This is a genomic window from Streptomyces sp. NPDC022910 (assembly GCF_055561075.1).
Window position 1 is genome coordinate 1 of sequence record NZ_JBVHHL010000101.1, and the last position, 14,454, is coordinate 14,454.

The 14,454-nt window shown below is 68.5% G+C and carries 13 protein-coding genes and 4 pseudogenes; 9 read left to right on the top strand and 8 right to left on the bottom strand.

The annotated features are described in order from the left end of the window. The first annotated feature begins 60 nt into the window (after positions 1–60). Complete coding sequence (locus ACZ3TS_RS40930; protein WP_467627796.1) at positions 61–1,182, top strand: PucR family transcriptional regulator; 1,122 nt, start codon at positions 61–63, stop codon at positions 1,180–1,182. A gap of 249 nt (positions 1,183–1,431) precedes the next feature. On the opposite strand, the gene ACZ3TS_RS40935 is transcribed toward ACZ3TS_RS40930, so the two are convergent. Both ACZ3TS_RS40935 and ACZ3TS_RS40940 read right to left on the bottom strand, forming a co-directional pair. After that, a complete protein-coding gene (locus ACZ3TS_RS40935) occupies positions 1,432–1,938 on the bottom strand; it encodes a MarR family winged helix-turn-helix transcriptional regulator (protein WP_467627764.1) in 507 nt (168 codons plus the stop codon). A 90-nt stretch (positions 1,939–2,028) separates the two neighbouring features. Continuing rightward, positions 2,029–2,988: a TIGR02677 family protein gene (locus tag ACZ3TS_RS40940; RefSeq protein ID WP_467627767.1), complete on the bottom strand. Its 960-nt coding sequence runs from the start codon at positions 2,986–2,988 to the stop codon at positions 2,029–2,031. Positions 2,989–3,476: 488 nt separating this feature from the next. Here ACZ3TS_RS40940 and ACZ3TS_RS40945 point away from each other — a divergent pair, with 488 nt between their 5' ends. The 4 genes from ACZ3TS_RS40945 (at position 3,477) to ACZ3TS_RS40960 (ending at position 6,662) form a co-directional block, all read left to right on the top strand. Further along, a complete protein-coding gene (locus ACZ3TS_RS40945) occupies positions 3,477–3,737 on the top strand; it encodes a ribbon-helix-helix protein, CopG family (protein WP_467627770.1) in 261 nt (86 codons plus the stop codon). Next, positions 3,734–4,168, top strand: a complete 435-nt coding sequence (locus ACZ3TS_RS40950; protein WP_467627773.1) for a type II toxin-antitoxin system VapC family toxin — start codon at positions 3,734–3,736, stop codon at positions 4,166–4,168. Before ACZ3TS_RS40945 ends, ACZ3TS_RS40950 begins: the two co-directional genes overlap by 4 nt. A 213-nt stretch (positions 4,169–4,381) precedes the next feature. Further along, entirely contained in the window at positions 4,382–4,987 is a 606-nt protein-coding gene (locus ACZ3TS_RS40955; protein ID WP_467627775.1) for a class I SAM-dependent methyltransferase, read from the top strand. Positions 4,988–5,339: 352 nt separating this feature from the next. Beyond that, a complete protein-coding gene (locus tag ACZ3TS_RS40960) occupies positions 5,340–6,662 on the top strand; it encodes an IS110 family RNA-guided transposase (protein ID WP_467627778.1) in 1,323 nt (440 codons plus the stop codon). A gap of 76 nt (positions 6,663–6,738) precedes the next feature. Here the strand turns inward: ACZ3TS_RS40960 and ACZ3TS_RS40965 are convergent, their stop codons facing one another. Beyond that, a complete protein-coding gene (locus tag ACZ3TS_RS40965) occupies positions 6,739–7,038 on the bottom strand; it encodes a hypothetical protein (protein WP_467627780.1) in 300 nt (99 codons plus the stop codon). Positions 7,039–7,684: 646 nt separating this feature from the next. Here ACZ3TS_RS40965 and ACZ3TS_RS40970 point away from each other — a divergent pair. Beyond that, positions 7,685–8,536, top strand: a complete 852-nt coding sequence (locus ACZ3TS_RS40970; RefSeq protein WP_467627783.1) for a formate/nitrite transporter family protein — start codon at positions 7,685–7,687, stop codon at positions 8,534–8,536. Between the two features lie 86 nt (positions 8,537–8,622). Continuing rightward, positions 8,623–10,917: an FdhF/YdeP family oxidoreductase gene (locus tag ACZ3TS_RS40975; protein WP_467627786.1), complete on the top strand. Its 2,295-nt coding sequence runs from the start codon at positions 8,623–8,625 to the stop codon at positions 10,915–10,917. A gap of 578 nt (positions 10,918–11,495) precedes the next feature. On the opposite strand, the pseudogene ACZ3TS_RS40980 reads toward ACZ3TS_RS40975, so the two are convergent. The 5 genes and pseudogenes from ACZ3TS_RS40980 to ACZ3TS_RS41000 all read right to left on the bottom strand — a co-directional run. Beyond that, positions 11,496–11,904 (bottom strand): annotated as a pseudogene (locus ACZ3TS_RS40980) (endonuclease/exonuclease/phosphatase family protein); the annotation flags it as partial. A 103-nt stretch (positions 11,905–12,007) separates the two neighbouring features. Continuing rightward, complete coding sequence (locus ACZ3TS_RS40985) at positions 12,008–12,313, bottom strand: helix-turn-helix domain-containing protein (RefSeq protein ID WP_467627789.1); 306 nt, start codon at positions 12,311–12,313, stop codon at positions 12,008–12,010. Next, positions 12,205–12,663: a helix-turn-helix domain-containing protein gene (locus ACZ3TS_RS40990; RefSeq protein ID WP_467627791.1), complete on the bottom strand. Its 459-nt coding sequence runs from the start codon at positions 12,661–12,663 to the stop codon at positions 12,205–12,207. The genes ACZ3TS_RS40985 and ACZ3TS_RS40990 overlap by 109 nt, the downstream gene beginning before the upstream one ends. Then, positions 12,660–12,996 (bottom strand): annotated as a pseudogene (locus ACZ3TS_RS40995) (type II toxin-antitoxin system RelE/ParE family toxin). Before ACZ3TS_RS40995 ends, ACZ3TS_RS40990 begins: the two are co-directional and overlap by 4 nt. 119 nt (positions 12,997–13,115) lie before the next feature. Further along, positions 13,116–13,223, bottom strand: a pseudogene (locus ACZ3TS_RS41000) (hypothetical protein); the annotation flags it as partial. A 491-nt stretch (positions 13,224–13,714) separates the two neighbouring features. Here ACZ3TS_RS41000 and ACZ3TS_RS41005 point away from each other — a divergent pair. Together ACZ3TS_RS41005 and ACZ3TS_RS41010 are read left to right on the top strand one after the other, a co-directional pair. Next, positions 13,715–13,870, top strand: a pseudogene (locus ACZ3TS_RS41005) (hypothetical protein); the annotation flags it as partial. 42 nt (positions 13,871–13,912) lie between these two features. Continuing rightward, entirely contained in the window at positions 13,913–14,308 is a 396-nt protein-coding gene (locus ACZ3TS_RS41010) for a galactose-binding domain-containing protein (RefSeq protein ID WP_467627794.1), read from the top strand. Positions 14,309–14,454 lie beyond the last annotated feature (146 nt).

The following is a 14,454-nucleotide window of genomic DNA, read 5'->3' on the forward strand; positions in this document are numbered from 1 at the left end:
GGCGAGTACTTACTGGGTGGTGCCACGTCTTGCCTCTCGTTTCCTTACGTAGAGATCCTATTGGGTCCCTGTCCGGAAACTTCGGGGCACCTCACTTGCCGAACCCACCTCGGCAACGCACTCCAGGCGATGACCGGACAGGTCCCTCTGGACACCGAGGCCGCGGCCCGCATCGGGCGCCGACGCGCCCTGCAGAATGTGCCGCTTCCCACGGTGATGACGGCCTACCGCATCGGCGTGAAGTACTTCTGGGAGGCAGTGGTCGCCGAAGCCACCAGAGCCTCCCTGGTGGGGAGCGACAAGCTGGTCGCGGCGGCCTCGGCGATGTGGGAGCTACAGGACGGCATTACCGAGGCCATGGTCTCCGCCTACCACGACGCGGTGGCCCAGCGGCGCCTCGCCGAGGAGCATGAGCGTTCGGCGCTGGTGGAGGCGCTTCTGGAGGGCAGGACCATGGACGCCGACGCCGTGTGGTCCGCGGCGGAGGTCCTGGGCGTGCCGTACAGCGGTCCGTTCACCGTGGTTTCCGCAGAGGTACCGCAGATCGGTCGGCAGGCCCTGCCGGGCGTTGCGGCCTTCCTGCGCCAGCGCGGCATCCGGTCCGCCTGGCGGCTGCGCCCCGAGCTCCAGCTGGGCATCGTGTACCTGCGTACCCCGCGGGACCTGGACGACCTCGTCGAGGTGTTGCGGCACCACGCGGAGCAGCGCGTGGGGGTGAGCCCCTCCTACGACGATCTGTGCCGCACGGGGGACGCCCTGCGCTTCGCCAAGGTCGCCATGCGCGGCGGCGACGCGGAGAGCGGTGCCGTGACCGTCTTCGACGACTCCCCGATTGCGGTCGCATCAGCCGGCGCACCTGACGTCATGGCCCGCGTCGCCACCAATGTCCTCGGTCCGATCGAGGCCCTGCCGACCGGCGAACGCGAATTGCTGCTGGACACGTTGGACGTCTGGTTCGGCTGCGGCGGATCGGCCGAGGAGGCAGCCAAGCGTCTTTACGTTCACCCCAACACAGTGCGCATGCGCCTGCGCCGCATCGCCGAGCGTACCGGCCGCTCCCTTGCCGATCCGCGCGGCATCACCGAACTCTCCCTCGCGCTGCGCGCAGTGCGGCAGACGCCGAAGCCCCCGTCCTCGGAGCCGGCTGGCATCTCGGGGACCACGGAGACAACGGACACCTGAGCCGATCGGGGCCGCGGGCCGCGACGATACGACTCAACGGGGCGTGTCGTCGGAGTCGTTCCGGTGCTCGCTCTGCAGCCGACCAGTTGCGCTTTCGGTTCGGACGGCCGCTTGTTCGTCACCTCGGCCCGCAATGGTCTGTCCGCGAGGAACTGGCGACGACCTTCAGGCCGACGCCGGCCAGCAGGGCGCCGAAGGCGGCCGTGAACTTCGAGCCGCGGTCCCGGATCGGGAATCGTGTCTTGCTGATCAAGGCCGTGACCTGGGTGGATGATTGATCGGCACCCGCAGGGCCGCCAGGTTGTCCTCCACCCGTTCGAGGCCATGGAGGAGCACCCGGCGCTCGTCCTGCGTCATGTCGCCAGTGGTCACGTCCTCCAGGTCGGCCCAGAGCTTCTCGACCTGGCGGCGAAGCGCCATGCCGGCGGGGGTGGTCTCGACGAGGGTGGCCCGCCCGTCGCTGGGGTCGGGCCGGCGGCGGACGAAGCCGGCTCGTTCCAGGCGCCGGACCGTCCGGGTCATCGAGGCCGAGTCGGTATCGAAAGTGGCCGCGAGGTCGGACTGCCGCCGCGGACCCGTATCCCACAAGTGCATCATCAGCAGTTCGTGACCGGGGTGCAGTCCCAGGCCATGGAACAACTGGCGGGCTCGCATCACGTGCAGCCGCGTCACTCGGATGAGGGCGTTACTGATGGGGCCGCTGGCCGCAGCGGTGGGCGACGCTACGCGCCCTCTGGCCTCCCACGCCGACGTCATGCTCGCATGATAGTTGTTCCAGACAGGGACAAGGCACCCCATGGCGCCACGCCGCGACAACGTCGGGCTCCGGCCCGCCCTTCCCCCCTTTCATCGCCGGCTTCCGGAGCCGTCCACGAGTGCCTCGGCGAACCAGCGGGCCAGCGTGCGGAAGTCCGCGGACCGGTCGGAGCGCCCGGCTCGCCGCTCGTTCAACTGCCGTACGACGGCCAGGAGTTGCGGAATCGCCCCAAGGGCGCGGCCGCGCAGCAGGCGGGCCTGCGACTCGCGGCCGTCCATGGATACGAACCAGGCGGCCAGCCCCGCCCAGCGCGCCGCCCAGCGTGCGTACGCCTGTGCCTCGGCGGTCTCGGCCTCGTCCGGCGCAGCGTCGGCCGCCTCGCGGGCCGCCGCCAGCTGCAGGAGCACGGCCGCGCGGCCCTGTTCCTGAAGCCCGCCGATGAGCAGGGCGATCCGCCCACCCAGCGTGATCAGGTCCTGGATGAACCGCTCCAAGTACTGGATCAGCCGGTCCTTGTAGGCGAGGAACACCTCGACGTCCACGCCGTGCAGGTCGATGGTGCGCTGCAGCGACCCCATGAACGCCCGCGCGTTCTCCGCCAGCGCCTCGAACCGGCTCGTCAGCGCGGACAGCGCCAGGTGCGCCTTGGCCGCGTCCGGTTCGTCCTCGGCGGCGATCACCAGCAGGGCGCGCAGCTGCGTGACGATGTCATGCAGCGCCACGGCCTGCAGTGCGGCGCGCCGCCCGAGCGCCTCGTCGTACGGGGACAGCGCCTGCTCGGCGGCCTCCCCGGCCCGGGTGAGCTGGTAGATGAAGCGTTTGCGGTAGAAGTCCTCGACCGCGGTGACCCGGGAGGTGTCGGGGTCCGCGCGCAGATTGCCCCATTCGACGAGGCTGTCCAGCGCCTTGACCACGGTGTCCAGGTCGGCCGGCCGGTGCTCCGGCGTCAGCGCGGCGTGCACGTCCTCGGGCCGCAGATGCACGGCGAACCGCTCCTTGGCGGTGAGGAAGGCGCCCATCACCTGGCGGTAGAGGGCGGCGTTGGGCACGGTCAGGTGGGCGAAGGGGGCGTACCCGGTCCGGTCCGGAAGGCTGCGACGTCATCGTTCCGCATTCTCCACGACGCACGCCTCGCCGCGGCAACTGTGGTCTGACCTTCACGCCGAGTGACCACGCGGCCTGTGTCGCCTCGCCGGAACCACTTGAGGAAGGACCCCTTGATCAGGGAGCCGCGCGAACCGCCCCCACAGTCACAGCATGCGCAGGCGCGGATGGAGTGACGGGCAAGAGCGCCCCGGCACAGGGAACGGAGCCGGGAGCGAGCGGCACCGGTTCTGTGGCCGCAGTGGCGCGGTGGCGGTGGGGCGTCGCTCTGGGCGGCATCACGCGGGCATGATCCCAGCGGATCAACCGCACCTGCTCTCACCTGCAACGACGCCTTTTCAAGCGACACAGGCGGGATCAGCCCGGGCGGTCCGCCGGAACGCAAGGATTTCGGTCCTCCCTGTCGTAGTGGTGGTGAAGGTGCCATAACCATATGGCGCTGAAGAAGACGACCGTGATGGTCGACGAGGAGTACCTGCAGATCATCAAGGAGGCGGCCGCGCGCGAGGGCCGTCCCGAGTCGGAGTACTTCCGGGAGGCGTTCCGCATCGCCGCGCTGCGGGCCCGCCGCTGGGCCGGTGACTGGGACATCCCGGAGATCGGGTTCGGCGGGCCGATGACCGATGAGGATGTGCGGGCCGCTACCGAGGAGGCCGCCAACCGCAAGTACGGCAGCTCTGGCAGTGCCGCGTGATCGTCATTGGGGACACCTCCGGCCTGGTAGCGGCGTTCAATAACGACGATCCCGAGCACGAGGTGGCGCTCAGGGCGTTTCGCGAGGCGTCGGCGACGGTGATCTCGTCACTGGTGTTCGCCGAGATCGAGCACATCATCACGTGCAACATCGACCGCAAGACCGCGCACGTGGTGCAGGACTGGCTGCTGCAGCAGGAGCAGTCCATGCGCGTCCTGGTCCCGGAGGTGTCCGCCGCCGCGTTGCGTACCGCTCGGACCGTCCAGGACCGGTACGCGGAGCTGAAGCTGGATCTCGCGGATTCGGTGAACGTCGTCCTGGCCGAACAGTACGAGACGGACACCGTGCTCACCCTCGACAGGCGGGACTTCCGCGCCATCCGCCCCCTGACCCGGCACCCCGCGTTCCGGCTCCTGCCTGACGACCTGTAGGCGGCCTCACCGTGGAAAGGGCGAGATGGAGGCGGTGAGTGGCGGCGCCCTCGTGTCAGCCGTGAGCCGTGAGCCGTGACTGCGGGACGCGAGCCGGCGCGTAGCGACGCTGGCGTTGATGCAGCCTCGGGCTCCCGGCTCTGCGACAGCCTTCAGCGCCGCTGAGCTGAGTCGCATCTTCGAGCGGCACACGGTCGGTCTACGCTTGCCGTCATGAGCCGTTGGGAAGAGTTGACCGGGGGGACGTCCGGGCAGGACTACGCTGCGCGGTTCGCGGTCCTGGCCGGCAGCGGGAAGGATGTGCACGGTGAGGCGCGGTTCTGCGCAGCGCTCGTGCCTGCCGGAGCGCGGGTGCTGGACGCCGGGTGCGGTACCGGACGGGTCATGATCCGGCTTGCGGAGCTCGGGTACGACTGTGTCGGGGTGGATCTTGATGCGTCCATGTTGGCAGTGGCGCAGAAGGAGGCGCCGAAACTGCCTTGGCTCCAGGTCGATTTGACGCGGTTCGACCCGGCCCTGCTCGGCATCACCGCGGACTTCGATCTCGTGGTCGCCGCAGGAAACGTTTTCCCGCTGCTCGCCGCTGGCACCGAGGCCACGGTGGTCGAGCGCCTGGTCGCCGCCCTGCGCCCGGGCGGTCTGATCGTCGCCGGCTTCGGCCTGGACGAGGCCCACCTGCCAATGCCACCCAGTATCACCCTGCCCGAGTACGACGACTACTGTGCCGCGGCCGGCCTCACCCTCGTCGACCGCTTCGCCACCTGGGACGCTGACCCTTACGACGGTGGCGGGTATGCCGTGAGCGTCCACCGCCGGTGAGGCCAGTAAGCGACGCGCGCGTTCCGGATCGTCTCCCGCCGGGGCGGCTTCCGGCCCCCGGCGGGAGACGCGTGGGTGCACCATGCTGTGGCGGTGCGCCCCACAAGTTGGGGTGGCGCGTTGCCCGCGCCGTGGTGACGGCGCGAAAATCGGCTTGGGTGCCGCCCGCGTCCGACGTCGACATGACCCTGGCCTGTTGAATCCGTCCACAAGTCTGATGCCGGGGCTGCACCGCGGGGCAGTGACATGTTGCTTCGAGCACGCCGGCCAGACTCGGCATCCCCCTGCGGCCCTCCGGGCGGGACCCGTACCAGCGCCTCATGGGGCGGCGGACGTAGGAGGGAAGACGGTGATGGGTGATCAGTTCGAGGTGTCGGAGCTGGACACGGGCGGGGAGTTAGTGGCGCACGTCGCCGCCCTGGACATCGCCAAGGCCTCGGCGATGGTGTGTACGCGGGTGCCCGGCAACGGGAGCCATAAGCGGCAGGAGATCTTCAAGACGGGCGCGACGACCGCAGCGATCCTGGAGCTGTCCGACCACCTGGTCTGCCAGGGCATCGAGTTGGTGGTGATGGAGTCGACCTCGGACTACTGGCGGCCCTTCTACTACCTGCTCGAGGACCGGGGCCTGACCTGCTGGCTGGTCAACGCCCGCGACGTCAAGAATGTCCCCGGCCGGCCGAAGACGGACAAGCTGGACGCGGTCTGGCTGGCCAAGCTTGCCGAGCGCGGCATGCTACGGCGCTCCTTCGTCCCGCCCGCGTCGGTCCGTCGGATACGCGACCTCACCCGCGCCCGCGCGGTGCTGACGGCCGATCGTACCGCTTTCAAGGAACGCGTCGAGAAGGTCCTCGAGGACGCGCAGATCAAACTGTCCACCGTGGTGTCCGACCTCTTCGGTGTCTCCGGACGAGCGATGCTGCGGGCACTGGTCTCCGGAGAACGCAGCCCGCGCGTCCTGGCCGGTCTGGCCCACGGGTGCCTACGGGCCAAGCCGGAGGACCTGATGGAGGCGCTGCGGGGCCGCTTCGACGACCACCACGGCTATCTGATCCGTCTGTACCTGGAAAGCATCGACCATCTGGACGCCCAGATCGCGGACCTCGGTCACCGCATCGAGGCGGCCATCGCCGAACTCGACCCCGCCCGCACGGACGGTCCCGATGCCGGAGGCGGCCGACAACTGACACTGGTGGAGCGCCTGTCCGAGATCCCCGGCGTGGGCGTCGTGACCGCCCAGAACATCCTCGCCGAGACCGGCTTCGACATGAGTGTCTTCCCCACCCCCGGCCACCTGGCCTCCTGGGCCAAGCTCACGCCGCGCACCCTGCAGTCCGGGGCGAAGCACTCCACCGGCGGCACCGGGCACGGCAACCCCTGGCTTCGACGGGCTCTTGGAACCGCCGCTGTCACGGCCGGCAAGAGCCGCAGCTTCCTGGGCACCCGCTACCGGCGCCTGATCAAACGCAAACCGAAGAAGAAGGCGCAGACCGCACTCGCGCGCAACATCATCGAGATTGTCTGGCAGCTGATCGCCGATCCAAGCGCCCGCTACACCGATCTGGGCCCCGACTGGTACGAACGCCGCACCGACCCCGAACGCCGTACTCGTGAACTCGTTCGCGAGCTCGAACGCCTCGGCAACACCGTCACCCTGACTCCTGCGCCTGCCTGACCGGACGACCCGTCAATCATACTCGGCACGGTGCAGGTTCCTGCATGCCCTACGGTGCTGTGATTTTCCGGCCAGGTCAGCGGAGGCCGAAGGCCCGGATCACGGTCTGTGTGACCGCGTTGCCGGCCGTGTCGTGGGCGTGAGCCCGGAGCGAGACGAACTGGGCCTGCTTCGGGGCGGACAGTCCGAACCGGCCGTCTTTTCCGCTGGTGATCTTCCGCGACGTGCGTCCGTCGTCGTAGGACACCTCCAAGGTGACCGCCGACAGGATGCCGGCGCCCCTGGCGTGGGCGAGGTGGGCGACGGACGCCGCCAGTGTCGCGTTCCTCGCGGCCTTGCCCTCCGCGTTGGTGTCGACGCCGTAGTTGATCTGCATGAGCGGCAGGACCGACTGCCCGGGTGCGCGAGGTGCTGGGCGAGGTCCTCGGCCGGGGCCTCACCCGAAATCGGACGCCGAACTGCTGCCGCTACTACCGGAACTGATCGGCCGCGGCATCCCCGTCGAACAGTGGCCAACCCGGCTGCCCAAGGGTCGTTGCGCCACCGGGTGCCCGGCGCCCACTGCTTCCAGTGCTACGGGAGTCCGGGTCCCTCCCCGGCGGCGCGTGGCCGTCAGGCTGTGCGGGTGGCATAACGAGTACCCGTCCGTGAGATCGCTGACGACGAGGGCGGGCGGCCGCTGCGGATCATCCGTCGCGGAGTCGGGTGGGTGGTCATGTGGCGGCGGCCCCGGTGGGATCCCCCCGGATCCCCGATGCTTCGCCGGTGCCGCCGGCCGGCCGAGTCGCCGGCCCGTCCGGAATCCCCCACCGGGGAATTCCATACCGCCGTTTTGCTCAAAATTGGAAATTCCATTGAACGCAATGTGAGCCGGGACCGGTGTCCGAATCGCGAACCGCCCACTCCGTGGTGTGTGACGTTGAACTCCTTTTCTTCCGGAGCATTCCGTTCCGCCTAGGATCAAAAAAAATGCAGCAGGCCATACAGCGAACATCCGTACATGAGCGCAATGAGGTGACGCAATGCCCATCCCCATTTCTCAGGCTCTCGCCGAGCAGGGACAGGCGGCCGCCGACAAGGTCGACAGCCTCCGGAGGCCGGGCCGCTATCTGGTCAGCTCACTGCTGGCCGGTGCGTTCATCGGGGTCGCGGCAGTACTGCTGCTCACGGTCGCCGGACCGCTGCTCGCCGCCACGTCGCCGTACACGAAACTCGTCGAGGGCCTGGTGTTCGGCGTAGCGCTGACCCTGGTGGTCTTCGCCGGCGCCGAACTGGCGACCGGCAACATGATGACCACGGTGCAGGGAGTCATAGCCCGGCGCTGCACCGCCGGCAACGCGGCGGCGCTCATCATCGGGTCGTTCGTGGGCAACCTCTTCGGGTCCGTCCTGTTCGCCTGGCTGGTGCACAGCAGCGGTGTCATCACCTCCGGTGCCACCCCCGGGCATCCTGCCCCGGCGCTCGCCCTGCTGGCGAGCCTGATCAAGGCGAAGTCGGCGGAGTCGGGCGCGGCGCTGTTCTTCCGCGGGGTGCTCTGCAACTTCCTCGTCTGCCTGGGCGTGTGGATGGCGGCTCGGACCAGGTCCGACGGCGCCAAGCTGATGCTGATCTTCTGGTGTCTGCTGGCGTTCGTCGGCTCGGGCTTCGAGCACGTCGTGGCCAACATGACGTACTACGCGCTCGGCATGTTCGAGCACGTACCGGGTGCCACCGCGGCCGAGTTCGCCCGCAACCTCGGGATCGTGGGCCTGGGCAACCTCGTCGGCGGAGGTCTGCTCGTCGGGGTGGCCTACGGCTTCGTGGGCCGCGGTACGTCGACGCAGCTCGCCGGCGAGCCCACCGAAATCGAGAAGCCGGCGACGGTTTCCGCGTGAGCGGTGGAATTCGGGACGGCCGGCCATCGGCCACCCGCCGATGAAGCACCCGTACGCCTGTGAAAGCAGCAGAAGGGCCACACAGCATGGGCACCATCGAAGACCCGGCCGATGACCACCTGACGGTCACACCCCCCAAGACCTGGGCGGTCGGTCTCCCGGCCGTCACGAACGCGCTGCGCTACTCGCTACAGCAGACATCGGCCCGGCGTACCGCCCTGACGCTGCTGAACGTCAACCAGACCAGCGGCATCGACTGCCCGGGCTGCGCGTGGCCGGAGCCCGACGCGAAGCACAGGCACCGGCAGGAATACTGCGAGAACGGCGCCAAGCACATCAACGACGAGGCGACCACACGGCGGATCACCGCCGACTTCTTCGCGCGGCACTCCGTCTCCGAGCTGGACGGAAAGTCCGACTACTGGCTCAACCAGCAGGGCCGGCTCACCGAGCCCATGGTCAAGCGGCCGGGTTCGGACCACTACGAGCCGATCGGCTGGGGCGAGGCGCTCGGGCTGCTCGCCGGGGAACTTGCCGGGCTGGACTCCCCGGACGAGGCCCTCTTCTACACCTCGGGCCGGGTGAGCAACGAGGCCGCGTTCCTCCTCCAGCTCTTCGCCCGGGCCTATGGCACCAACAACCTGCCCGACTGCAGCAACATGTGCCACGAGTCCAGCGGCTCCGCACTGCAGGAGACGCTGGGCGTCGGCAAGGGCAGCGTGTCCCTGGACGACATCCACCACGCCGACCTGATCTTCGTCGTGGGTCAGAACCCGGGCACCAACCACCCGCGGATGCTCTCCGCGCTGGAGCAGACCAAGCGCAACGGCGGCCACATCGTCGCCGTGAATCCGCTGCCCGAAGCGGGACTGATGCGGTTCAAGAACCCGCAGCGGCCCCGTGGCGTCATCGGCAGGGGTACCGCGCTCGCCGACCAGTTCCTGCAGATCCGCCTCGGCGGTGACCTCGCACTGTTCCAGGCCCTCAACCTGCTGCTGCTTCAGGCCGAGGAGGACGAGCCGGGCTCGGTGCTCGACCACGGGTTCATCGACGGCCACACCACCGGTTTCGCCGAGTTCGCCGAGCACGCCCGCAGGACCGACTGGGACGACGTGCTCAGGGCGACCGGGCTGACTCGCGACGAGATCGAGCAGGTGCACGAGCGAGTGCTGCGGAGCAGGAGCGTCATCGTCTGCTGGGCGATGGGCCTGACCCAGCACAAGCACGGTGTGCCCACCATCCGCGAGGTCGTCAACTTCCTCATGCTGCGCGGCAACATCGGGAAGCCGGGAGCGGGCGTCTGCCCGGTGCGCGGCCACAGCAACGTGCAGGGCGACCGCACCATGGGCATCTGGGAGCGGATGCCGCAGCGCTTCCTGGACGCGCTGGAGCGTGAGTTCGGGTTCACCCCGCCCACCCGGCACGGCTGGGACACGGTGGATTCCATCAGGGCCATGCGCGACGGACGTGCCAAGGTCTTCGTCGGCGTCGCGGGCAACTTCGTCCGGGCGACCCCGGACAGCGAGCTCACGGAGGCCGCACTGCGCAGTTGCCGGCTCACTGCGCACGTTTCGACCAAGCTCAACCGCTCCCACACGGTCTGCGGTGACACCGCGCTGATCCTGCCCACGCTGGGGCGCAGTGACCGGGACGTCCAGGGCGGCGTCGGGCAGTTCGTCACGGTCGAGGACTCGATGAGCCAGGTGCATGCCTCCCGCGGCCGTCTGGAGCCGGCCTCCGAGAAGCTGCTCAGCGAGGTGGCGATCATCTCGCGGCTGGCCCGCCGCACTCTCGGTGACCAGGTGGACATCCCGTGGGAGCGGTTCGAGGCGGACTACGGCACCATCCGGGACCGGATCTCCCGGGTCGTGCCGGGCTTCGAGGACTACAACACACGGGCGGCCCGGCCCGGCGGCTTCCGGCTGCCGAACCCGGTGAACCAGGGCGTCTTCAACACCCCGCAGGGCAAGGCCGTCTTCACCCGCAACGGCTTCGAGATGCTCCAGGCGCCCCCGGGCCATCTCATCCTGCAGACCCTGCGCTCCCACGACCAGTGGAACACCATCCCGTACGCGATGAACGACCGCTATCGCGGCATCCACGGTGGCCGCCGGATCGTACTGGTGAACCCCGCCGACCTGGAGGCACTCGGCTTCGCCGACGGGTCCGAGGTGGACCTGGTGAGCGTATGGCGGGACGGGACGGAGCGCCGCGCCCCGGACTTCCGGCTCGTCTCCTATCCGACGACGCTCGGCTCCGCCGCCGCGTACTACCCGGAGACCAACGTCCTGGTACCGCTGGACAGCGTGGCCGACATCAGCAACACGCCGACGTCGAAGGGAATCGTGGTCCGGTTGGAACCGGCCGGCACGCGGATCTGAGACTCCTGTCGGCGAAGGAGGCCGCGAGCGTCGACGCGGTCTCCGGCGGCCGTTTTCACTCTCGGCGTCGGATTCGGCGGGCGCCCGACGACTTCGTGGTGGACGGACTCGGCGCGCGCGGCACCGGCAAGCGGCTCGGCCGGGACATCGATGTCTAGAAGAGCGTCTGGTGCGGCGAGATCCCGCCCGGTTGCGACAACCCGCTCCTGACCGAAGGCAGCCGCGACGTGCCGCTGCTGTCTGGCGGCCACACCCACCTTTCCTTGATCGAGTTCTGCGCTGCATCCGGACGCCGCTGAGTACCAGCTCTACTCCCGTATCCGCGAGAACGGTGTCGAAGAGAGCGGGGAACTTCCCGTCCCGGCCCCGTATCGGGAATCTCACCTGGCAGCCGGCGTCTTGGACGTCCATGACGAGGTGCTTCGCAGGACGGGGACCGGCGCTCCGTCGAAGCCGGCGAGCCCGGTGGAGGGCTTGCGGCGCAAGGCACGTGAACGAGCGGAAGACGCGTGTGGCGTGCACGCGGTCGCGTGCACGCCACAGCGGCCGTCCAGTTGGCGGGTGACGGAGAGCACCGCCTACTTGAAGTGGACCACCTGTGGGTCGTGGTCGCTCGTCTGGTCGGAGAACTCGGCGTTGATGTGGACGACCTCGTACTCGGGCTTCTTGATCGCGGGGGAGACCAGGATGGTCCAGGGTCTGGGAGTTGCCGTCGTAGACGTAGCTGTAGCGCTCGTTCACCGGCAGGGTGTTGATCAGGTCCGTGAGGACACCACCGGAGGTCAGCGTGGCGAGCGGCTTGGAGAACTGGTAGTCGTTCAGGTCGCCGACGACGACGACCTCGGCCTTCGGGTCCTTGGCGAGGAGGTCGGAGACGAAGGTGTTGACCTCTTCGGCCTGGGCCGTGCGCTGGGTCTCCGAGCCGTGCGTCGGCGGCTGGAAGGCGCCGTGCACCGGCTGGTCGCCGCCCTTGGAGTTGAAGTGGTTTGGTGGGGGCGGTGCCGGTTGTAGGGACAGCAGGACCAGCCACGCGAAAATCCGCGAGGTGATCAGGTAGAGCGTTCGTACGAGCACAAGCATCGATGCTGCCCTACTGGCCCCGAGGAGCCTCGTCCCAGGCCACGGGCTGGGCAGTCATTCTGAAGCGGTACGAGCCGCCGATCGGGGCGTCAGTGTGCGGGGTGAGCTCGATGGTCAACTCGGCCTCCAAGGCGTCGGCCAGACGTCGTAGCAGAGGGATTGTCGGCACGGTGCCGCCGCCTTCGATCCGGGAGATCTGTGGCTGTTTCATGCCGCACCGCTCAGCCAACTCGGCCTGGGACAGCCCGAGGGCGGTGCGCCGGTCGTGGACCAACTGGCCCAGATGCTTCGCCAGGACGGGCTCCGAGGGCTGCACGGCTGCCTCCGTGAGGCGGCCGGCGGGAGGATGGTCACGGTGGGCTCGGCGCCGGGCTCCAGGTGCATGTCCACGGTGAGGTCCAGGGCGCGGGCCAGGCGCATGATGACCGCGATGGGCGGCAGTTCGGTGCCGGTCTCGATGATCTCGATCTCGGCCGTGTCGATGTGCATGCGCTCGGCGAGGTCGGCCTCGCTCAGCCCGAGCTGCTTGCGCCGGTCATACACTGCCTGGCCGAGTGTGATGGCCAGCCCCGTTTCTTGGTAGACGCGGTCGTACTCGGGGGCGGCGTCGAGGCGCTCACCGAGGAGCTGGCGGTGGCGGCGGGTGCGCCATTCGTTGTGGTTCACCGGCTCTCCTTCAGGTTGCGGCTGTAGAGGTCGTGCTCGGCGGCGGCCTTGTGTTCCGCCTCGCAGAGATGCTGCGCGGATAGGGCGCGTTTGACCTCGGCCTGCTCGCGCATCTTGGGTTTTAAGGAACACCGTCAGCAGCACGATCCGCTGTCCCGGTGCAAGCCAGTAGGTGATGCGTTGATGTGCATCACCCATGCGAAAGCGCAGCTCACGGACCTTGCCACCCAGGTGGCGAGAGTATGGCTCATCGAGCGTGGTGGGGTGTTCGGCCAGCAGGTCGGCGATGCGTTCGGCCTGCTTGTAGTGCTGAGCGGGAATGTTGTCGAGCAGGCCCCGCCGAGGCGCGCGATCCGCTCTGGATCGTGGATTGGTTCGGGCAACGGACGCAGAGGGCGGGCCTTCGCGAGGCCCTGGTGCGGCCTGTGCTCGTTGTAGAAAATCTCGAACTCGCGCAGGGCTTGAAGGAGTTGGCGCTGGTCCCAGATCAGTGTAGGCTCCAGCAGTTCTCGGCGGCAGGTCTGCACCTGCCGCTCCATGATCGAATTCATGCGAGGCATCCGGATGCCGCTGAGGACGATCTCGATGCCGACGTCCCGGAGGACCGCATCGAACAGCGAGGAGCGCCCGGTCACCCGCGTCGAATCGCACCCGCTGCCCGCTCTGTTGCCTCTCGAGCACAGCGACCTGGTGGTGCAAGGCCAGGATCTCTACATCCTTCTCCCGGTCACTCATCGGCCGCAGTCGCAGCAACGCGAACGCGTTCGTCATGCCCAGGTATGCCAGTCGTAGCAGCACGACCACCCATCATGTCGCAGTGATCGTGCTCACGTGGGTGCATGCAGACGTCCACCGCGCCATGGCGCTCAGCCACTCGCGACAGCTACTCCCACCTGCATGGATGAGGTATTCGGCAAGAGCAAGGTGTGGATGGTCGGATGGCGACCGGCACGACTCAAGATCAGCGATCAAGACTGCCACCTGCGCGGATGATGTATCGGCACCCGCACGCATACCGGCCGGACCGGTGTACGTCACGGCCGGGTGACGCCTGACCAACACCGGCACGGCGACGGCGACGGTCTCCGGCGTCACCGTCTCCGGTGACTACGCCCAGACCAACACCTGCGGCACCTCCATTGCCGCCGGGGCCTCCTGCTCGGTCAGCGCCACCTTCACGCCGACCGCCTCCGGCACCCGCACCGGCACGCTCACCATCAACAGCAACGCCTCCAACAGCCCCACCACCGTGGCGCTGTCCGGCACCGGCGCCACCACCAGCACCAACCTGGCCGCCGGCAAGGCCACCAGCGAGTCCAGCCACACCCAGACGTACGCCTCGTCGAACGTCACCGACGGCAACCAGTCCAGCTACTGGGAAAGCGCCAACAACGCCTTCCCGCAATGGGTCCAGGTCGACCTCGGCTCCGCCCAGGGCGCGTCCCGCGTCGTCCTCCAGCTGCCCGCCGGCTGGGGCGCCCGTACCCAGACGCTGTCCCTGCTCGCGAGCACTGACAGGTCCACCTTCACCACGGTCAAGGCGTCGACGAGCTACACCTTCGACCCGTCCGGCAGCAACACCGTCACCATTAGTTCCAGGTCTGGAACTCCTGACCTGACCGGTACCTCACCGGTACGTCCCTGATGGTGCCTGCGCCTGCCGAAAACCTCATCCGCCCAGTTCAGGCGGAATGTTTGTGAGCGGACACGGAAAACTCCCCAGTGGCGGACATGAGGGCTCCCCACTGACGGACAGATAGCCTCCCCGGTCGCGGACAGGAGATCTCCCCA

What these genes read in the sequence shown, in the direction of transcription:
- ACZ3TS_RS40935 (WP_467627764.1), bottom strand. Translation starts at nt 1,938, where the DNA reads ATGACGTCGGCGTGGGAGGCCAGAGGGCGCGTAGCGTCGCCCACCGCT.
- ACZ3TS_RS40945 (WP_467627770.1), top strand. Translation starts at nt 3,477, where the DNA reads ATGGCGCTGAAGAAGACGACCGTGATGGTCGACGAGGAGTACCTGCAG.
- ACZ3TS_RS40955 (WP_467627775.1), top strand. Translation starts at nt 4,382, where the DNA reads ATGAGCCGTTGGGAAGAGTTGACCGGGGGGACGTCCGGGCAGGACTAC.
- ACZ3TS_RS40960 (WP_467627778.1), top strand. Translation starts at nt 5,340, where the DNA reads ATGGGTGATCAGTTCGAGGTGTCGGAGCTGGACACGGGCGGGGAGTTA.
- ACZ3TS_RS40965 (WP_467627780.1), bottom strand. Translation starts at nt 7,038, where the DNA reads ATGCAGATCAACTACGGCGTCGACACCAACGCGGAGGGCAAGGCCGCG.
- ACZ3TS_RS40970 (WP_467627783.1), top strand. Translation starts at nt 7,685, where the DNA reads ATGCCCATCCCCATTTCTCAGGCTCTCGCCGAGCAGGGACAGGCGGCC.
- ACZ3TS_RS40975 (WP_467627786.1), top strand. Translation starts at nt 8,623, where the DNA reads ATGGGCACCATCGAAGACCCGGCCGATGACCACCTGACGGTCACACCC.